The 20,573-nt window shown below is 62.0% G+C and carries 15 protein-coding genes; 7 read left to right on the forward strand and 8 right to left on the reverse strand.

The features are described from left to right. Positions 1-68: 68 nt before the first annotated feature. The 8 genes from GYH35_RS12660 to GYH35_RS12695 all read right to left on the reverse strand — a co-directional run bounded on the left by GYH35_RS12660 (position 69) and on the right by GYH35_RS12695 (position 12,565). Positions 69-3,239 carry a TonB-dependent receptor gene (locus tag GYH35_RS12660; protein ID WP_161828580.1) on the reverse strand — a complete coding sequence of 1,057 codons (3,171 nt, stop codon included), beginning with the start codon at positions 3,237-3,239 and terminating at the stop codon, positions 69-71. An 81-nt stretch (positions 3,240-3,320) separates the two neighbouring features. Beyond that, a complete protein-coding gene (locus GYH35_RS12665; RefSeq protein WP_161812187.1) occupies positions 3,321-4,406 on the reverse strand; it encodes a FecR family protein in 1,086 nt (361 codons plus the stop codon). Between the two features lie 3 nt (positions 4,407-4,409). Beyond that, a complete protein-coding gene (locus tag GYH35_RS12670) occupies positions 4,410-4,925 on the reverse strand; it encodes an RNA polymerase sigma factor (protein WP_161812188.1) in 516 nt (171 codons plus the stop codon). Between the two features lie 96 nt (positions 4,926-5,021). After that, complete coding sequence (locus tag GYH35_RS12675; protein ID WP_161812189.1) at positions 5,022-6,386, reverse strand: glycoside hydrolase family 27 protein; 1,365 nt, start codon at positions 6,384-6,386, stop codon at positions 5,022-5,024. Positions 6,387-6,496: 110 nt separating this feature from the next. Beyond that, positions 6,497-7,006 carry a RidA family protein gene (locus GYH35_RS12680; protein ID WP_161828581.1) on the reverse strand — a complete coding sequence of 170 codons (510 nt, stop codon included), beginning with the start codon at positions 7,004-7,006 and terminating at the stop codon, positions 6,497-6,499. 26 nt (positions 7,007-7,032) lie between these two features. After that, entirely contained in the window at positions 7,033-8,598 is a 1,566-nt protein-coding gene (locus GYH35_RS12685) for a flavin monoamine oxidase family protein (protein ID WP_161812191.1), read from the reverse strand. 70 nt (positions 8,599-8,668) lie between these two features. Continuing rightward, a complete protein-coding gene (locus GYH35_RS12690; RefSeq protein ID WP_161828582.1) occupies positions 8,669-11,251 on the reverse strand; it encodes a TonB-dependent receptor plug domain-containing protein in 2,583 nt (860 codons plus the stop codon). A 360-nt stretch (positions 11,252-11,611) separates the two neighbouring features. Next, entirely contained in the window at positions 11,612-12,565 is a 954-nt protein-coding gene (locus GYH35_RS12695) for a LysR family transcriptional regulator (protein ID WP_161812193.1), read from the reverse strand. 265 nt (positions 12,566-12,830) lie between these two features. On the opposite strand from GYH35_RS12695, the gene GYH35_RS12700 reads away from it, so the two are divergent. The 7 genes from GYH35_RS12700 to tkt all read left to right on the forward strand — a co-directional run bounded on the left by GYH35_RS12700 (position 12,831) and on the right by tkt (position 20,561). Beyond that, on the forward strand, positions 12,831-14,300 hold the full coding sequence (locus GYH35_RS12700) for a form I ribulose bisphosphate carboxylase large subunit (RefSeq protein WP_161812194.1): 1,470 nt from the start codon (positions 12,831-12,833) through the stop codon (positions 14,298-14,300). Between the two features lie 20 nt (positions 14,301-14,320). Next, positions 14,321-14,737 carry a ribulose bisphosphate carboxylase small subunit gene (locus GYH35_RS12705; RefSeq protein ID WP_161828583.1) on the forward strand — a complete coding sequence of 139 codons (417 nt, stop codon included), beginning with the start codon at positions 14,321-14,323 and terminating at the stop codon, positions 14,735-14,737. Between the two features lie 110 nt (positions 14,738-14,847). Then, positions 14,848-15,780 (forward strand): CbbX protein, encoded by a 933-nt coding sequence (cbbX, locus tag GYH35_RS12710; protein WP_161828584.1) that lies wholly within the window; start codon positions 14,848-14,850, stop codon positions 15,778-15,780. Then, positions 15,777-16,850 carry a class 1 fructose-bisphosphatase gene (locus tag GYH35_RS12715; RefSeq protein WP_161828585.1) on the forward strand — a complete coding sequence of 358 codons (1,074 nt, stop codon included), beginning with the start codon at positions 15,777-15,779 and terminating at the stop codon, positions 16,848-16,850. The genes cbbX and GYH35_RS12715 overlap by 4 nt, the downstream gene beginning before the upstream one ends. A gap of 9 nt (positions 16,851-16,859) precedes the next feature. After that, positions 16,860-17,789 (forward strand): phosphoribulokinase, encoded by a 930-nt coding sequence (locus GYH35_RS12720; RefSeq protein ID WP_161812198.1) that lies wholly within the window; start codon positions 16,860-16,862, stop codon positions 17,787-17,789. 7 nt (positions 17,790-17,796) lie between these two features. Next, complete coding sequence (gene gph, locus GYH35_RS12725) at positions 17,797-18,510, forward strand: phosphoglycolate phosphatase (RefSeq protein WP_161828586.1); 714 nt, start codon at positions 17,797-17,799, stop codon at positions 18,508-18,510. Positions 18,511-18,524: 14 nt separating this feature from the next. After that, positions 18,525-20,561, forward strand: a complete 2,037-nt coding sequence (tkt, locus tag GYH35_RS12730) for a transketolase (RefSeq protein ID WP_161828841.1) — start codon at positions 18,525-18,527, stop codon at positions 20,559-20,561. Positions 20,562-20,573 lie beyond the last annotated feature (12 nt).

Genomic DNA, 20,573 nt, shown 5'->3' on the forward strand with positions numbered 1-20,573 from the left:
AAATCGAACGACATTGCAAACAACGGCGGGCGCGTCAGCGCCCGCCGAGGCCTCAGCTTACAGCGACGTCAGAATTCGGCGCGGACGCCGATGGTGTAGCGGCGTCCCGTTTCCTCCAGCAGCAGGATCTGGTTGTCGTAGCGGCCGACGCGATGCTGGATCTCGTTGCCCAGATTCACGCCTTCCGCGAACACCGAGAAGTGGTCGGAAATTGCCAAGCTGGCGCGGGCATCGATCTGTTGATACGGCTCGACGAAGGTGGGCTCACCGCCGAACCCGACCGCGGTTCGCAGGAAGCGCTCGCGGCGGTTCCAGGCAACGCGCACTTCCAACGGACCGTTCTCGTAGAAGCCGACGACGTTATAAGAGTCGCCCAAGCCTTCGAGTGCGAACGTTTGCGACACATCGTCCACGTTCAGCTCGGCGCCGCTGTCGACCAGCGTTGCATTCGCACCCAGGCCAAAGCCCTGCCAGAAACCCGGCAAGTAGTCGAAGCTGTGCTGGGCGCCGATCTCGACGCCCTTGACGGTGGCGCTCTCCAGATTGTCGAGCAGGCTCACTTCGAACACCGGATCGCCCGCGAACAGATTGTCCGAATCGGCGATGGGCAGCGCGCGATTCTCGACCGTGTTCACCAGGAAGTTCTGCACTTCCTTGTAGAACACGCCCACGGTGATGAAGCCGTTGTCCTGGTAGTACCACTCGGCGGAAAGATCCGCGTTCTTGGACTTGAACGGCTTCAGGTCCGGATTGCCGCTCGACGCCTGCAAGTTGCCGGGGCGGGTCGTGCCGATGACGAGGCGGGGCGACAATGCGCCCAGCGGCGGACGGGTGAGTGTCTTCGACGCGGCAAATCGCAAGACTACGTCGTCGGTGACATTCAAGCGGAAGCTCAAGCTCGGCAGAAAGTCGTTGTACTTGTTCGTCTGGCTGACGGTGACGGCATCGCCGAGGACTGTCATATACAGCGTGGGATCGCCGCTGTTGCGGAGATCCTGGAGCGCCTGCGAGATGCCGAACGCGGTGGTTTCGGTGCGCACATAGCGAGCGCCGAGCGTGAGATTCCATGGCATCTGCGCGAGCGAACCTTCGAGGCTTGCATCCGCATACAGCGCAGCGACTTCTTCTTCGACCCGCGACGAGTCCGGCCGCTGATGGATCTCGAAGCCATTGCTTTTGGCCAGGTCGGACAACGTCTTTCCCGGAGTCAAGTTCCGAGCAGCGTCCCGCGCGCTGGCGGCTTCGGGGGACTCGAGATAGGCGAGCAGGGGATCGATATCGAAGGTCTGCCAGGCCGATGGCACCGATACGCGGCCGCCGAGATAACCGGAACCGACGCTGAAAGGTCGCAACAGATTGTCCGGAATGCCGACGAAGTAGCCGCAATACATGCAGAGGACCTCGTTGTCCGAGAGCCGGGTATCGCGACTCTGTTTCTCCTGCAGATAGTAGCCGCCGACGGTGACGCGCTTGAGCAGATCGCTCTCCGGCTGCCATTGTGCTTCGATGCGATGCTCGTAGATTTCATCTTCCAGATCGGCGCCGCCGCCAAGCGGACCGCCACCGGTGCCGCGCAAGTTGAAATGCGCCACCGGCAAGCTCGGATCCACATAATCGGCCGACGGCACGCCCGTGACCGAGGGGATGCCATTCGGCCCGTACGAGAGCGTGTAAATGTCCTTGCGGAAACCGACGACCGCGACGTTCGTTCCTTCAGCGCCGCCGGACTTGGCGCGAGACCAGGACGAGTCGAGCGAGACATTGACGCTGTCGTTGACATCCCACGCGAGATTGAGACCGCCGGCGTAAATATCAGTGGGACGGTCGCGCTCGGAACGCGTGTAGTCGACGGCAGCCTCGATCGTCTGCGTGATGCTCGTCGCCGTTCGATGCTCGTCGAACCGAGCGTTGGTGATGATGGATGGCGTGACGAAGAAGCCGAGCGAGTTCGCCTGGGTGTACACATTGAACTTGTCGTACATGCCGTCGACGGTCAGGCGAACGTTGTCCGCGATCTGATATTGGAACGTTGCGTTGACGTTGACTCGCTCGCGATCCTCGTCGACCGGGCTGACGTTCAGATTCTGCGGAATGAAGAACTGATCGTCCGCCGAGTAGCCCTGCGCAGCCAGATCCGATGCGATCAGCTTGAGGTCGTCGCGAGGCGCGGTGAGATAGCCGTCGGTGAGAATGCGCTCCGAGCGGTTCTCGCGCTTTTGATACGAAGCGGAGACGAGCAGGCCGATGCGTCCGTCGGCGAAAGTGTCGCTGATCATGCCAAACACTTCCGGCGTCGTGTTCTCCGACAGATCTTCATACAGTGCCTTGGCGGAGAGAATGCTCTTGAATTCGCCGAGCTCCAGCGGACGCGGTGTGTGCAGCAGGATGGCCGAACCGATGCCGCCTTCCTGAAGCAAGGCGGTTGCACTCTTATAAACATCGACGCGGGAGATCAGCTCGGCAGGGAGCACATCGAAGTTGAATGAGCGCGCACCGGTGTCGGAAGCGAGCCGGCGACCGTTGAGCAGCACCGTGTTGAACTCCGGTCCGAAGCCGCGCACCGTGACGCCTTGGCCTTCGCCGCCGCTGCGATCGATGGACACGCCGGTAATTCGCTGCAAGGATTCGGCGATGTTGGTATCCGGAAATTTTCCGAGGCTTTCCGAGGCGATCGAGTCGACGATCTGATCCGAGTCGCGCTTGATCTCCATCGCCTGGCGCAAGCTGCTGCGAATGCCCGTGACGACGACTTCCTCCAGGTCCTGGGGCGCGGCCGCGGACTGCGCGGCTGCGGGGCCGCCCGCTACACCGAACATGACGGCCGATGCGGCTGAAGCCAGACGAACGTTCTTGACGATCCAAGGTCTGCTGATGCGTGGCACGCGTTGATCTCCGGACTCTGCGTTGACGGGCCGCTCGCGCTCGGGTGTCGAGGGCGCGACCGGCAAAATCGTGACGGTGTGTTCGTTGAGATATTTGAAGGTGAGGCCGGTGCCGGCGAGCAGCCTCGCGAGCGCTTCTTCGGGCGTGAACTCACCGACGGCGCCCTGAGTGTTCAGCGCGTCGACTTCCTCGGAGACATACACGAGCTGAAAGCTCCGCTCCTTCGCCAGGCTTTGCAGCGCCAGTCCCAGGCCTTGCGACGGAATATCCGTTGCTTTCCTGACAGCAGCTTGGGATTCCGCGGTGCCGGACAGTCCCATCAGCGCCAGGCAAACAGCTGCTACGCTTACTCGCATGACTTCCCCCAGCCTCGCTCAAGGCGAGGCTCGTTCTCGATCGATCGTTCGAGCCGTCGTCTAAGGTGCGACGGGCTCTCGTTACCGTTGCTTCGTCAGGTAGATCGCGCTGTCGCTCTCCACGACATGCACGCCGGCGCGCTCGCGCAGGAATTGCAGCAGCGCGCCCGGATCGGTCGACGCGAACACGCCGCTGATATGAAACTCATAGAGCTCCGGGTCCTGCACGATCAGCTGCCGCTGGTTGTAGCGGTTGAACTCCTCGGCGACCTCGGTCAGCGTTGCCGCCTTGAACACCAGTTGCTTTTGCGTCCAGGCGATGGCGCGAGCCACATCGGGTTGCTGGATCTTTTCGGCAGCCTTGTCGCTGACCGACATTTGTTCCCCGGCGGCGAGCAGAATGCCTGCGCCTGCGCCGCTCTCGTGCGGGAGCTGCGGCATCGATTCGGTCACGTTGACGGCGATGGCGTCGACGCGGACATCGGACACATCCGTCAGCACGGAAACTCGACCTTCAACGACTGTCACGACCGTGCCCTCGCGTTTCTTGTTCACATCGAACTGCGTTCCCACCGCGCGCACCCGCGTGCCGTCGCTGGTGACGATGAAAGGTCGCGACGGATTCTTGGCTACGCGGAACAACGCCTGGCCTTCCAGCAACTCCAGCGCGCGCTCATGATCGGAGTAGCGAACGCGCACTTTCGAGCGTGAGTTGAGCTCCATCGTCGAACCGTCCGGCAAGGTGATGGAGCGCTGCTCGCCGATCTGAGTGATGTAGATGGGCTCGCGAAACATATAAACCCAGACGAACGCGGCGAGGCCGATGGCCATGAAGGCGACCACCGCCGCCCACCGTGCGTGAGAAATCGGGGCGGGGGGGCGCACGGTGGACGGGGTGATCAACGTGGTGACATTGCTCCGATCCGCGAGCGCTTCTGCGATGAGCGTGTCGGTGTCCCAGCGGCGCTCGGCGTCCAGCGCTGGACCTTCGTCCCAGATCGCGGCGAGCTCCAGATAGGCGCTCAAATGCTGTGGCGACTGACGCAGCCACGCGTCGAACTTGCGACGGGTGGCGTCGTCGAGCGCGCCGCTGCGACAGTTCACGAACCACTCCGAAGCTTCGGAGTAGATCTGCGCGTTGAGCCTGGCGGATGAAATGCGCGGCATGGCTCAACCTCGCTCCAGCCGCTGGCGCAATTGCACCAGGGCTTGCATGAGGTTCTTCTTCACCATCGGCAGCGAAGTGCCGAGCCGTTCGGCGATCTCATCGAGCGATAAGCCATCGCGACGATGGAGCAGGAAGGTGGCGCGCAGTTTCGGCGACAGTCGATCCAGTTCGGACTGCAGTTGCTCGAGGCACTGCTGCGCGTCGAGGTCGAGCACCGGGTCCACGTCCGGCACGGCGCGTGCGGAATTCAACATCTCGGTCAGCTCGATCGACGGCGGCGCCGCCGATTGTCTCAGCGAGTGCTGTTGGACGACGTGGTGCGCGACCGTGAACAGATAAGCCTCCGGCGATCGGATCGACTCCACGTTCGGCACGCGTAACATGCGCAGATATACCTCCTGCAACATGTCCGGCACGTCGGCGGCGTTGCGCACTCGGAGCAGCAGGAAACGGCGCAATTTCACGCCGTGGCTGGCAACCAAGCCGGTAATCAATACGCGAGCAGCCTCGGCTGACATGGTTCTTGCGAATGTCGCCCGTGAAGTCGTAACCCTGTTGCAGTCTTAAGAGCGATCGCCGCGAAATCGGTTACCGCGGCGATGCACTTTTTCGAACTACACCGGTGTGAGGCCGTAAAGCAGGCAGGCGTGCGGAGCGAGCGTGGCAGACACGCGGTCGCGAACGGTGCCGATGTCGCGCTGAGCCCAGAGATCTCGAACCTTGACGGATTTCAATCCCAGACGGGAGAGGTCGAAGTGGACGGCCTTGGTCTCCGCCTTGTCGCTGACGTTGAACATCGCGAGATAGCGCATCTCGCCTTGCTCGGCGCGGGCCGTCCAGGTGCGAACTTCTTCGATGAGCGCGGCGGGCTTATTGTCGCGGCTCGCCTGATTCACCGCGAGCACTTCGCGATTGGTCAACAACGCGAGCGTTGCGGGATCGAGGTGTCGCAGATCGCCGCCCATGATCAGCGGCGAGCGCGCGATCGACCACAACGTCATCAAGGTGCGTTGCTCGTCTGCTGTGAAGTTGCAATCGCGCTTGCCCATTTGCAGTCGGCCCAACGGCAGCATGTCCGCGTCGGGCCAGCGACCGGGCTGTCGAAACATCGACCAGTTGTCCAACCGCGTGAACTGCGCTTTCAACTGCGGCCACTCATCCCAGAAGTCATCGCTGATGCGCCACATCTGCGCGAAGCGGCGTACATGTTCGCCGCTCGCCAGCGGCGTTTCGCCAGGCGACAAGCTCAAAATCATCGGACGGCCACTGGCTTGGATGGCCCGCTGAGCGGCTTCGATTTCCGGCGCGTTCGCATCGTAGGGCCGGCTCATGTCGTCCATTTTCACGAAGTCGATGTCCCAGGAGGCGAGCAGCGCGAACACGCTGTTGTAGTACTCCTGCGCGCCGGGTTTGCTCATGTCGACGCCGTACATGTCCGGGTTCCAGGGGCAGATGCTGGCGGTGTTCGCGATGTCGCGGGCTTTCCACTTGCCGCCGAGAATGGGCAAGTTGCGTTCGACCGCGAGCCGGGGAATGCCGCGCATGAGATGCACGCCGAACTTCAACCCGAGCGCGTGAACTTTGTCAGCGATGGGTTTGAACCCTGCACCTTTTACACTCGAGGGAAATCGATTCGGTGCGGGCAGCAGTCGCGCATGCTCATCCAGGGTCGGGATGGGCTTGGTGTTGTAGTCGTAGCCTTTGGCGGCGCCTTCATACCACTGGATGTCGATGGTGAAGATGTCGTAGCCGAACGGCAGCAACTCGCGCGCCATGATCTCGGCGTTCGCGATTGCCTGTTCTTCGGTGATGGTGGTCGCAAAGGAATTCCAGCTGTTCCAGCCCATTGGCGGCGTGGGAGCGAGCAGGGCCGCGCTACTCTTCGATGCTGGGGCAGCGCTCGAAGTCGTACTCTGAGAGAGCAAACCGAACGCACCCGCGGCCGCGAGCAATTCGCGACGATTGATTCCTGTCGACACTCGTTCATCCCCCGTGCTGTCGCAATCAAAGAGCGGTCGCCACCGAAACGGTTACCGCTGCGACGCTCTTTTTAATTGTATGAGTAATTACGGGAGATGCAAATGGAGTGTTACTTGCCGCGTTTTACCAACTGCACTTCGACTTCCACCAGCATGCCGGGCTGAACCAGGCCCGCGACCTGCACCGTCGAACGGGCCGGCAGATTCGGCTGTTCGGCTGTACCGAAGAACTGCGAGTAGGCTGCCATGAAGCCGTCGAAATCCATGCGGCCGACTTTGGCGGGATCGCCAACCAGGTACACCGTCATCGCGACCACGTCGCCAAAGCCCAGCCCGAGCTGGTCGAGCGATTCTTTGATCTTCGCAAACGTGCTCAGAGCCTGAGTCCTGGTGTCGCCCCAATAGGCAGCGGTGCCCGCAGGCGCTTTCGGATCGGCGGGCGCGGGAGTGGTGCCGCTGTGAAACAGAATGGTTGCGCCGGCGGGAACCTCGACGGCTCGCGCGATCGGAAACTTGGAGCCTCCCAGCAACGAATGCCGCACCACCTCGTTGGAATGCGCGGCGCCGGCGAGCAGGGCAGTGCAGAGAGCGAAGCTTGCGAGACGAGGCAGTCGGCTCATCATGAGTTCCTTGTGTTGAAGTGACATCAAGCGGCGCTGGCGCGGACTCGTTGGTCGATATCCGCGATCGCGCGGAATGCGGAATGTAGCGCACCTTCCTGCCAGCCGGGGTGATAGCTCATCTGGTCGCCGATGAGATAGTGGTTGCCGGCCGGGGACTGCAGTGTTTTGAAGCATTGGGACTGCAGCGGCTCGCTCCACTGCACCGGACAGCCGAACATGTGATTCATGCGATGCCAGGCGATGCTGATGCTGCTCTCGACATGGCGACCATAGCCTGGGTGGATCTTCTCGCCTTGCTGGATCGCCAGCGCGGTCCGCTGCGCCGGCGGCAAGCGCGCGAATTTCTCCGCCACCTCGTCGCTGAACGTGTAAGCGCCGAGCATCACACCCTTCTGTCGGTGGATGCCATGAGCCGGATACCACAGTTGCATGATGTCCTGCAGGGTCCAGGAGATGCCGCCGTAGATGCCTTCGCTTTCCCAGAAGCGTTGTTTCATTTGCAGGCCGATCTTGAACAGCTTGCCATGGGGCACGGCGGTGAGTGCGTCCGCATACTCCTTCGGGAAGTTGTGCTCGATGCGCCCGAGCAGGTGCATGGGAATGCAGGTGAGGCAGAAATCCGCGTGAGCATCGAGGGTGTTGCCGGCATGGCGATAGCGCACATCGACGCCCGCCGCGCCCAGGCGGATCGACTCCACCGGCGAGTTCAGCTTCACCAGGTGACCGACCTTCGCCATGAACGCTGTGACGATGCGATCCATGCCGCCAACCGGCTCCATCATCATCGCGGACTGGTCGTCCAACTCGCTGAAGCTCATCAGATAGATGAAGCCCGAGCGCAACAGCTCGCTGGCATTCAACGGTTGTTTGAATGCCGGCGGATTCGTGTAGTCGTGCGTGGCGTAGCCTGCCCGCGAGGAGCTGACGTACTTGAAGCGGCTGTCCAGCTCGCCGAACTGTCGCAGATATTCGAGCAACTGCTGGTAGTCGCGATTGCCGAAGGCCGCGCCGAAGCTGTCGGGGCGTACGGTTTTCGCCAGCAGCTCGGCGACGAAGCCGCGCGAGTCGGCGATGTATTCACGGTTGCGCACCGGGCGCCCGCCAAACATCGCGTCATCCTGCACCCAGGCGTTGCGGTTCTCGTTGATGAAGGGCGCGAGTCGGATCTCCAGCTCCTTGCAGTACTCGAGCAATGACGCGTGATGTCCGGGAATGCGGGCGGGTCCGGCATTGAAATACAGATCCGGGTCGCGATCGAACTCGCAGGTTTGAGGAAACTCCGCCTCGTCGACGAGATCGCCGCCCCGCAGCGTGAGATTGCGGCCGCCGGCGCGATGCGACGCCTCGATCACCTGCACGTCATAACCTTTGCGGCTGAGCTCGTACGCGGCGGCGAGCCCGGAAATGCCGGCGCCGAGAATCAAAACGGACTTTCGATCGCGAGTGCGCAGCGGAGCGATGTCGGGTCGAGCAGTGTGCGTGCTTTCCAGCAGGCCCATGCCGACAGCTGCGCGATAGACGGCGGTCGAGCCGCCAAATGCGCCGACCAAGTGTAGAAATGTGCGTCGTGAGAGCGGTGCGTTCGCCATGTGTTTTGCCCCTCGGCAACAGTCGCGGCGAGCCGGAGGCGCGCCGCGATGTGTCCTTCGTTCGCCCGACTCAGAAGTCGATGTTGAGTCGCGCGTACCAGAAGCCGCCGTTGAAGCCCATTGGCGAACCGGTGGGATAAATGGCGCCGCTGTTGAGCTCGGGATTGGGGAATCGATCGGGCACGTTGTCGAAGATGTCTTGTGCGCCCACCGCCAGCCGGTAGCCGTCGGTGATCCGGTAGCTCACTTCCATGTCCACCAGCAACTCGCCGCCGTACTTGCCATCGAACTCGCCGCTGGCGTCCGCGCCGACATCCAGCGCAACGATGTAAGAGTCGTAATAGCTGGTGCGAGCCATGAAGCTCCACGGGCCGATCGCGTGCGAGCCGGTGAGAATTGCGCGATAGCCGGGCAATTGATCTTCCAGTTGTATCTTGCGGGTCGCGTCGGCCAAGGCGGTGATCTCCTTCAGTTGCGTGTCGGTCCAGTTGAGCGCCAGGATCAGGCTCGAGTGGCCGCCGGCGAGCTCGAACGGCAAGGTCGCGACCAGGTCGATGCCCTGGGTCTCGGTCTCGAAGTCGTTGGTGAAGAATTGAAATGCCGAGAGCGTCGACGCCCCCGGCACGCCGCTGCTGTTCAACTGGTCCAGAATCGCGACTTGTTCTGGATCGGTGCGATCGATGTCGATCAGGCTGCTCAGCGCGATGCGGTCCTCCAGCGTGATGTTGAAATAGTCGAGCGTTACTCCGACGGGCCCCAGATCGAACGTGGCGCCGAGCGTCCAGTTGAAGGATTCCTCGGGCTTGAGCGGCGCGGCGGAGAACTCGCCGTCGGAAGCGATACTGGCGAGCGCGCTGGCGATAGGATTGGTTGGTGGCAACACGCCGGTCTCGGTCAGCGCCCCGTTCACCATCTGCGTGATCGTGCGGACGATGTTTGCTTGCCCCGGCGTGGGGGCGCGAAAGCCGGTGCTGACGGTCGAGCGCACTGCGAACGTGTCGGTGAGCTCGTAGCGGGCCGCCACTTTGAAGTTCGTCGTCGTGCCGAAGTCGTCGAAATCTTCCCAGCGTACGGCGGTCCCCAAGATCAGCCGGTCCGTGACATCGGCTTCGAGGTCGAGATAGAGCGCGATGTTCTCGCGCGCGAACACGCCTTCGGACTGCGGGCCGTAGCCGCTGAATCCGTTCGAGCCCGAGCTGAAGCCTTGGGCCGCGAACGGGCCGATCTGATACGACTCGAGCTGCCCACGCTCGACCTCGAATTGCTCCTCGCGCCATTCGAAGCCGAAGGCCACGTTGAGAGGCGACGCCAGACCCGAGATTGCGAGCGGGTATGCCAGATCGACGTTGACGTTGGTGTCGGTCTGATGATTCACGCCGGGCTTGAAACGGGTCGGCGTGTCCGGGCCGAGTGAGGCGTTGACCGTGTTGTAGATGAGGAACTCGACCTCGCTGCTGCCGTAAGCGGCGCTTACGTCGTAGCGCAGGCCACTAGTGAAGCTGCCGCGCAGGCCGGCGACCGCCGACTGATCGACGATCTTGCCGCCGAAGCGCGGCGTGAAGCCGCCGGGGAACAGCTCGTTGAAAACGAAACATTCCGAATCAAGCGCGCCACCGGACGAGATCAGCGCGAGTGCGGCCGCGTCGGGTGCGTTGTTGTCGATTGCGACGGTGGGGCACGAAACAGCGTTGTTCGGATTCAAGTCCGCGACCAGCAGGGTTGCGCCGCCATCCTTGGAATACACCGAGTCACGGGTGTTCGGGTTGCGATAGAAGAAGCCGCCGTCGACTTCGCGCGTTGCGTAGTTGCCAAAGAAATATGCTTCGAGGCTCTCGTCGAACTCATAAGCCGTGTTCGCGAAGAACTTCATGGACTCCTTGATTTGCGGCTGACCCCAGACCTGCGCGGGGCTGAGAACCGCGGTGTTGCCGGCATCGATCAAGGCTTGGGCGTCGGCGCGCTGCGCGCTGCGCGAGGTGGGGTCCGCCTCGCCGAATTCAAAACTTAGATTGGCGAAGCCGTTCGCGCCCAGCGGCAACCCCATGTTGGCCGCCAGTTGCGAGGTGGCTCCATCGCCTGCGAAGTACTGCCCATAGCGGGCCTCGAACGCGGCGCCCTCGGCGGAGTCCTTGAGTTGGAAGTTGATGACCCCGGCGATGGCATCCGAACCGTACTGGGCGGCCGCGCCATCGCGTAGCACCTGCACTTGTTTCAACGCGATCGTCGGGATGGGGCCGACGTCGGGCCCCTGAGCGCCATCGGAAATGCCGTCGCCGAGAAATGTAATCACTCCGCCGCGATGACGGCGTTTGCCGTTGACGAGCACGAGTGTGTTGTCGGGAGGCAAGCCGCGCAAATTTGCCGGCCTGACCAGTGTCGATTCATCGTTGATGGGCTGTTGCGCGACGTTGTAGGAGGGCACCAGGCTGCGCAGCATGTTGTCCATGTCCGGCGCGCCGACACTCTCGAACTGGTCCGCGGATATCACATCGACTGGAGCGACTGTGTCCAGCGCGTTGGCGCGGCGGGAGCCGATCACCGTGACCTCTTCGACGCTCTCGCCGGCCGGCTCGGCGAATGCGGGTTGCGATGTCGAAGCGCCAGCGAGCGCGCCCAGAATGGCCAGTCGTAACGAAACAGAACGCTTGTCCATGGTCGTCTCCCGTGTGTTTGTATGTTTCGCATTCAAACCACGAAAACGCCGGCCTCATGCCGACACGACAGGCCACTCCGCGCTGAGGCGGCCTACCGCAGCATTTGATCTGTCAGGATCTCAAACGCCGTAATCTCCCTTGGTTGTCTCGATCGGCTCACAAACTGAATGGCCGGTTGTTGCAACAAGCTGGCCAACGCTCCGATTCCAGTCCGCAGGCGACGGCGGCAGGCAGACTATTTGTTTGTTTTATCTTTAGTTGGATGAAATATTCGTTGCCGATGCCGCGTCCGAGCGCAGGGGGTGATTGCCCTGGGACGGTGCTTGTATACGAGCCCGGCACCGCGAACGCGCGCCGCACTACTGCTGGGCAGATGCGGCTCGCAGGATGGATCGGCTCTCTTCGGCCGTCTTGTGAATGATCGTCGCGCCTTTTTCGAGCAGAAAGCTGCGGAAGGCGACCGCAATGGGCGACAGGCGCTTGTCTCGCATGTGGATCACGAACCAGTCGCGGATCAGCGGCAGCCCGGTCACGTTCAGCATCACCAGCTTGCCGGCGGCGAGCTCCAGACCCACGGTGTGGATGGAAATGAAGCCGATGCCCATGCCGGCCATGACGGCTTGCTTGATGGTTTCGTTGCTGCTCACTTCCATGAGCACGCGGATCGGCACGCCACGCTTGGCGAACACGTGCTCCATCGACGCGCGCGTTCCGGAGCCTTCCTCGCGGATGATGAAACTCTCGCTGCCCAATCTTTCCAATGGGATGCGGCGCTTACCCGCGAGTGGATGCTTGGGCGAGGCGATGACGACCAGTGGGTGCTTCGCGAACGGCTCGGCGATGGTGATGAGCTCGCGGGGCGGCCGGCCCATGATGACCAAATCCGTCTCGTTCGCCGCGAGCTGCTGGATGATCTCCTCGCGGTTGCCCACCGTGAAATGGATTGTGACTTCCGGATACGCAGGCGCGAAAGCCGAGAGCAGCGACGGCGCGAAATATTTCGCTGTGCTCACGGCGCCGAGTTTCAGTACGCCGCGTTTCAAACCGCGCATCGCTGCGAGCGACTCTCCAGCTTCACGCAGCAGTTCGGTAACCTGCGAGGCATAACGCAACAACTCATCGCCTGCCGCTGTGAGATGGATCTGTCGCCCGACGTGTTCGAGCAAGGGCAGGCCGACTTCGATCTCGAGCAGCTTGATCTGCTGTGAGATCGCGGGCTGCGTGAGATGCAGCTCGCGCGCGGCTTTGGTGAAAGAGCGGTAGCGCGCCACTGCCGCGAACACCCGCATCTGCCTCAAGGTGATGTTCCGCATGGTGACTCCTTGAGATGCATCAAACGTGGCGTGTGCCACCCCAGGCACAGGGATGTGCCCGCCGCCCCAGGCGGCGAGCGCAGGGGGAAAAGTTGCGCCTTTTCCTCTTTGCGCCACAGCGCGAGTGGCAGGATGCCCGAGTCGCGTTTTCAACTAGATAAGAGAATCTTATCTGGAGGTCAACTATTTCGAATTGGACCTAATAGGCTGGCTCCGGCCACATTGTGCCCCACAGGTTGGCGGCACTAATCGAGGCACGATGGCCATGAAAAGAATCGGAGATCGCACTGCATCGAATCCGGCGGCCGAGCGCTACCGGGCGGGCGTTCTGAAGTACGCGCAAATGGGCTACTGGGACAGCGGTTATCGGCCCAAGGAAACCGATGTGCTCGCGCTGTTCCGAATCACGCCGCAGGATGGCGTCGATCCGAGCGAAGCCGCCGCCGCCGTTGCCGGTGAGTCGTCAACAGCGACCTGGACGGTCGTTTGGACCGATCGACTCACTGCTTGCGATCGCTATCGCGCCAAGGCCTACAAGGTCGAGCCCGTGCCGGGTTCGCCGGGCCAGTACTTCGCGTACATCGCTTACGACCTGGACTTGTTCGAGCCGGGCTCGGTCGCGAATCTCACTGCCTCCATCATCGGCAACGTGTTCGGCTTCAAGCCGCTCAAGGCGCTGCGCCTGGAAGACATGCGCCTTCCGGTCGCCTATGTGAAGACATTCGCCGGGCCCGCCACCGGCACCATCGTCGAGCGCGAACGGCTCGATAAGTTCGGCCGGCCGCTGCTCGGCGCCACCGTGAAGCCCAAGCTCGGCTTGTCGGGCAAGAACTATGGACGCGTGGTGTACGAGGCGCTGCAAGGCGGTCTCGATTTCACCAAGGACGACGAGAACATCAATTCGCAGCCATTCATGCACTGGCGCGATCGTTTCCTCAATTGCATGGAAGCCGTGAATCGTGCCCAGGCCGCAAGCGGTGAAGTGAAGGGTCATTACCTCAACGTCACCGCCGCGACCATGGAGGACATGTACGAGCGCGCCGAGTTCGCGAAGCAACTGGGATCGGTGATCGTGATGATCGACCTGGTGATCGGCTACACCGCGATTCAATCGATGGCGCGGTGGGCGCGCAAGAACGACATGATCCTGCATTTGCATCGCGCCGGTCACAGCACGTACACGCGCCAGAAGAATCACGGCATTTCGTTCCGTGTCATCTCCAAATGGATGCGGCTTGCGGGGGTGGATCATCTGCATGCCGGCACCATCGTCGGCAAGCTCGAAGGCGATCCGAATACGGTGCAAGGCTTCTACAACGTGCTGCGCGAGCCGCTCAACCCGTTGGATCTTCAGCGCGGCATCTTCTTCGAGCAGGACTGGGGCGGCTTGCCGGGCGTGATGCCCGTCGCCTCGGGCGGCATTCACGCGGGGCAGATGCATCAGCTGCTGACCTATCTCGGTGACGACACCGTGCTTCAGTTCGGCGGCGGAACGATCGGCCATCCAATGGGCATCGCCGCCGGCGCCACTGCGAATCGGGTCGCGCTCGAAGCGATGGTATTGGCGCGAAACGAAGGTCGAGACATCTGGCGCGAAGGACCGGCGATTCTGGCCGACGCCGCCAAACACTGCACGCCGCTGCGAGCAGCACTCGATACATGGGGCGAGGTCACGTTCGATTATGCGAGCACCGATACACCTGATTTCGTTCCGACGCCGACCGCGGCCGCTTGACCTTATCAGAGAGCACAGCCATGCGACTTACTCAAGGCACCTTCTCGTTTCTGCCCGATCTCACCGACCTGCAGATCAGCTCGCAGATCGAATACTGCCTGCAATGTGGCTGGGCCGTGTCGGTCGAGCACACGGAGGATCCGCATCCACGCAATACCTATTGGGAGATGTATGGAAATCCCATGTTCGATCTGAAGGACGCGGCCGGAATCATGCGGGAAGTGGATGAATGCCGGCGCACGTTTCCCAATCGATACATCAAGCTCAACGCGTTCGATTCCACTCGTGGCATCGAGTCGTTGCGACTGTCGTTCATCGTCGCACGACCGCAGGAAGAGCCCGGCTTCGAGTTGTTGCGTGAAGAAGGGCCGGGCCGTGAGGTGCGCTACTCGATGCGCTCGTACGCGACGCGACGGCCGGAAGGTCATCGGTACTGAGTCGCCAGGACAGACGCCTGACGGGTCAGGCGTGGTGACAACGATCTCATTTCTTCAAGCTCCTCTCCCTTCAGGGAGAGGGGTTGGGTGAGGGTCTTCTCGGGGGATTCATGAACTCTGTGCTCAAAAACACAGACGCCGCTGACAGCTTCAACCTCGAAGCCGCGTTCCGCGACTCTCACGTCGCCGACGTGCTCGATCAGCTCGACAGCGAACTGGTCGGCCTCGCGCCGGTGAAGACTCGCATTCGCGATATCTGCGCACTGCTGCTCGTCGACACCGTTCGTCGGCAAGCGGGCCTGAGCACCGAAGCTCTCTCCCTGCACATGAGCTTTACCGGCAACCCCGGCACCGGCAAGACCACCGTCGCGCTCCGCATGGCCGAGATCCTGCATCGACTCGGCTACGTGCGAAAAGGTCACATGGTCGCCGTGACTCGCGACGATCTCGTCGGCCAATACATCGGCCACACCGCGCCGAAAACCCGCGAAGTGCTCAAGCGCGCGATGGGCGGGGTGTTGTTCATCGATGAAGCGTATTACTTGTATCGCCCCGAGAACGAGCGCGACTACGGTCAGGAGGCGATCGAGATCCTGTTGCAGGAAATGGAAAACCATCGCGACGACCTGGTCGTGATCCTGGCCGGCTACGAAGACCGCATGGACCGCTTCTTCCGTAGCAACCCTGGCATGTCATCTCGCATCGCGCATCACATCGCGTTCCCGGACTACACCTCCGGGGAATTGCTGGCCATCGCGGACCTGATGCTCGGGCAGATGCAGTACCAGCTGAGCGCCGACGCCCGGGCTGCATTGGAAGAATACATCGAGCGCCGACAGGCGCTGCCGCATTTCGCGAATGCCAGATCCATTCGCAATGCGCTGGACCGCGCACGTTTACGACAAGCCAGCCGCTTGTTCGCCAAGCGTGACGCGTCGCTTGCGAGGAACGATCTCATGACGATCGAGGCGGCCGACATCAAGGCCAGCCGCGTGTTCGCCGAGACCCCACCTACAGCACGACAGGGAGAATTGCACCCATGACGACGCTCGCGCCCAGAACGTTGACCCGATTCCTGATCGAGGAACAGCGCCGTCACGCCAATGCGACGGGCAACTTCACCGCACTGGTGAACGACGTGCGGCTCGCGTGCAAGCGCATCGCGACGCTCATCGGCAAGGGCGCGCTGTCCGGCGCTTACGGCGATGCCGGCGCCATCAATGTTCAGGGCGAAGTGCAGAAGAAGCTCGACGTGCTCACCAACGACATCTTCATCCGCACCAACGAGTGGGGCGGTCAGCTGGCGGGCATGGTGTCCGAAGAGATGGAAAAGCCGTACCCGATTCCGGCGGAGTATCCCACTGGCAAATATTTGTTGTTGTTCGACCCCCTTGACGGCTCCTCGAACGTGGACGTGAACGTCGCCGTCGGCAGCATCTTCTCCGTGCTGCGCTGTCCTGACGGTGTCACGGACCCGTCCGAGGAGCATTTTTTACAGCCAGGCACCGAACAGGTGTGCGCCGGATACGCGATCTATGGACCGTCGACCATGCTGGTGTTGAGCACAGGCCGCGGCGTGCACGGTTTTACGCTCGATCGTGAGATCGGCGAGTTCATGTTGACCCACCCGGATCTGCGCATTCCGGAAACCACCTCGGAGTTTGCCATCAATGCATCGAATTCACGTTACTGGGAATCTCCCATCACGCGCTACGTGCGCGAATGTCAGGAAGGCGCCTCGGGCCCGCGCGGTCGCGATTTCAACATGCGTTGGGTTGCCGCCGTGGTCGCTGAAGCTCATCGCATTCTCATGCGCGGCGGCGTTTATATGTATCCGCGCGATCGGCGGGATCTGACCAAGCCCGGCCGCTTACGTCTGCTGTACGAGGCGAATCCGCTCGGCTTCCTCATCGAGCAAGCGGGTGGACGCGCCAGCACGGGCCGGGAGCCGGTGCTCACCGTCCAACCCGAAGGCCTGCATCAACGCATCGGTTTCATCTTCGGTGCGCGCGCGGAGGTCGAGCGCATCGAGCGCTATCACCGCGAATGCAACGATTTCGAGTTCAAGGCGCCGTTGTTCGGCACTCGCAGCGTGCTCAGAAGTCCCGCCTAGGGAGCAGCCATGTCAGCCACCCATCCCATCATCGCAGTCACGGGTTCTTCTGGGGCCGGCACAACGTCCGTTTCGCGGACGTTCGAGCAAATCTTCCGGCGCGAAGCGCTCACGGCGGCGTTCATCGAAGGCGACAGCTTTCATCGCTACGACCGAGCCGGCATGAAGCAGCAGATGGCCGATGCCATCGCTCGCGGCGATCAGTACTTCAGTCACTTCGGTCCCGACGCGAATCTATTCGCCGAGCTCGATGGCTTGTTCAAAGGCTATGGCGACTGCGGGCAGGGGCGTCGACGCAAGTATCTGCATGACGACCACGAGGCCGCGCCGTATGGACAGAAGCCGGGTACGTTCACCGAATGGGAGGACTTGCCCGGTTCGACCGACCTGTTGTTCTACGAGGGGCTGCACGGTGCGGCCGCTCACGAAGAGATTCAGATCTGGAAACATGTGGATCTGCTGATTGGCGTCGTGCCGGTCATCAATCTGGAATGGATTCAGAAGTTGCATCGTGACCGCTCCACGCGAGGCTATTCGACGGAGGCAGTGGCCGACACGATCCTGCGGCGGATGCATGACTACGTTCACTACATCTGCCCGCAGTTCTCACGGACGCACATCAATTTCCAGCGCGTCCCCATGGTCGATACGTCCGATCCATTCATCGCGCGTTTCATTCCGACGCCGGAGGAGTCGTTCCTGGTGATCCGCTTCGCGAATCCGCAGGGCATCGACTTTCCCTATCTGCTGACGATGCTGCACGACTCGTTCATGACGCGCGCGAACACCATCGTGTGTCCGGGCGGCAAGATGGACCTGGCCATGCAGCTCATCTTCACGCCGATGATCATGCGGCTGATCGAGCGTCGCAAGGAATCGCTGGCGCGCAGGTCGCAACGCTCGAGTCACGTTCTATTGGAGCCAGCCCTTACGAGATGAGGTAACCATGCCGAAGCTCATCGATTGCGTCGCAGCCGTGTCATTCGATCTGGATGGCACGATCATCGACACCGCCCCGGATCTGGGCGCGGCGGCCAACATGATGCTGGTCATGCTGGGCGGCCGTCCACTGCCGGACGATCGCATCCCGGCTCTGGTCGGAGCGGGCATCGATGAGTTCGTAAAACGGGTGCTGGCTCAAAGCGGTGTGACACCCGATGCGCGTTTGCAGGAAACGTCGGCGACCTTGTTTCGAGATCTCTACGGGCAACGCGTGTTTCGGCTCAGCCGTATCTATCCCGGTGTCATGATGACACTGCATACGCTGCGCGCGGCCGGGCTCACGCTGTGTTGCGTGACGAACAAGGAGCGCAAGTTCGCGCAGCCATTGCTGGAGATTGCCGGTATCAGCGGATTTTTCGCGTCAGTGTTGTGCCCCGAGCGGCCCGAGGACCGGAAGCCCAGTCCATCGCTGTTGTACGCCGCTTGTCGTCAAGCGGAGATCGAGCCGTTGGACATGCTGTTGGTCGGAGATTCGCGTGCCGACATCGAGGCGGCTCACGCGGCGGGCTGTCGTGTCGTCGCCGTGGACTATGGGTATCACCGCGGTCAGCCCCTGGAGGAACTGCGGCCGGACGCGATCGTGAGCAACCTCAAAGAGATCATGGAACTGAGTGTGCGTCCCCGCAGCGGGACTCGTGCCTTGAGGGCCATCCCATGAGCGCCGAGTTGAACATGCAAAGGCCGAGATCTCGGAGCGTGGGGCCGCGTCAGGACGGCATCAATGTGCTTCGAGCGCTGGCGATGGATGCCGTGCAGAAAGCCAACTCCGGCCATCCCGGGATGCCGATGGGCATGGCCGAGATTGCCGAGGTGCTATGGCAACGTCATCTGCGTCACAACCCCGCCAACCCGCAATGGTTCAACCGCGATCGGTTCGTGCTCTCGAACGGGCATGGCTCGATGCTGTTGTATTCGCTATTGCATCTGACGGGCTACGACCTGCCGCTGGAACAGCTGCAGCGATTCCGTCAGCTCCACTCGCGAACGCCGGGGCATCCCGAGTACGGCATCACGCCGGGCGTCGAAACAACGACCGGACCGCTCGGGCAGGGCATCAGCAATGCCGTGGGTATGGCGATTGCTGAGAAGGTGCTTGCCGCGCAGTTTAACCGTCCGGGCTTCGAGGTCATCGATCATCACACCTATGTGTTTCTCGGCGATGGCTGCTTGATGGAAGGCATCTCGCACGAAGCTTGTTCGCTGGCGGGCACGCTGGGGCTCGGCAAGCTCATCGCGTTCTATGACGACAACGGCATCTCGATCGATGGTCACGTTTCGGGTTGGTTCACCGACGACACGCCGCGCAGGTTCGCCAGCTACGGCTGGCATGTCGTGCCGAATGTCGACGGTCACGATAGCGACGCCGTCGACAACGCCATTCGAGCCGCGAAGTCGGTGGCCGACAAGCCGTCGCTGATCTGTTGCAAGACCGTCATCGCCAAGGGATCGCCGAACAAGGCGGGCACTCATGACGCGCATGGTGCGCCACTCGGCGAGCAAGAGATCGCGGCGGCTCGCGAGACACTGGGCTGGGCTTACGCGCCGTTCGAGATCCCTACTCATATATATGAGATGTGGGATGCGCGGCAGGCCGGGTCGATCTACGAGGACGCCTGGATGGAGAAGCTTGCCTCGTATGCCACAGCCCACCCGCAGCTAAGCCAGGAACTCGAGCGTCGCATGAGCGGTGCGCTGCCGGAAGAGCTTGCGGAGAACATTCGCAGGCTGATGGCTCGTACGCATGCGAAGGCGGCAACGGTGGCGACACGCAAGGCGTCGCAAGAAGCGATCGAAGGCATCGCGCCGTTCTTGCCGGAGCTGATTGGCGGCTCGGCCGATCTAGCGAGCTCGAATCTCACGTTGTGGTCCGGGTCGCGCGCTGTCACCAGCACGAGCGGCGGCAACTATATTTATTACGGCGTGCGCGAGTTCGGCATGGCCGCGATCATGAACGGACTTGCCTTGCATGGCGGATTCATACCGTATGGCGGCACCTTCCTGACGTTCTCGGATTACTGCCGTAACGCGCTTCGCATGGCTGCGTTGATGCAAATCCGTTCGATCTTTGTGTTCACGCACGATTCGATCGGCCTGGGCGAGGACGGCCCGACGCATCAGCCCATCGAACACGTCGCGACGCTCAGATTGATCCCGAACATGGAGGTCTGGCGGCCGTGCGACACCTTGGAGACAGCGGTCGCGTGGGCGGCGGCCATCGATCGGGAAAGCGGGCCAACCTGTCTGGTGCTCAGTCGACAGAACGTTCCGTATCAGAATCGAGATCCGGACGCGATGGCAAATATCCGTCGTGGCGGCTACGTGCTGGCGGAGCCTGAAGTCGAGCCGCGCGCCGTCATCATTGCGACCGGCTCCGAAGTTGCGCTCGCCATCGAGGCGCAGCGGGTGCTCGAAGGCGAGGGCGTCCCGGTTCGAGTCGTGTCGATGCCTTCGACCACCCTGTTCGATCGGCAGGATGCTGGCTATCGCGAGCAAGTGTTGCCGGTCGAATTGCCGTGTGTCGCCGTCGAAGCCGGCGTGCCGGATATCTGGCGCAAATATGTCGGTCGCCGCGGCGTCGTGGTCGGCATCGATCGATTCGGCGAGTCGGCGCCCGCCAAAGACTTGATGCGGCACTTCGAGTTCGTGCCGGAGCGGGTCGTCGCGGCCGTCAAGTCGGTGCTCGCGTTGAAAGCGAGTGACAGCCACTGACTGTCACTCGCG

Origin of the sequence: Steroidobacter agaridevorans, assembly GCF_009932555.1 — a bacterium.
Lineage (GTDB): Bacteria > Pseudomonadota > Gammaproteobacteria > Steroidobacterales > Steroidobacteraceae > Steroidobacter > Steroidobacter agaridevorans.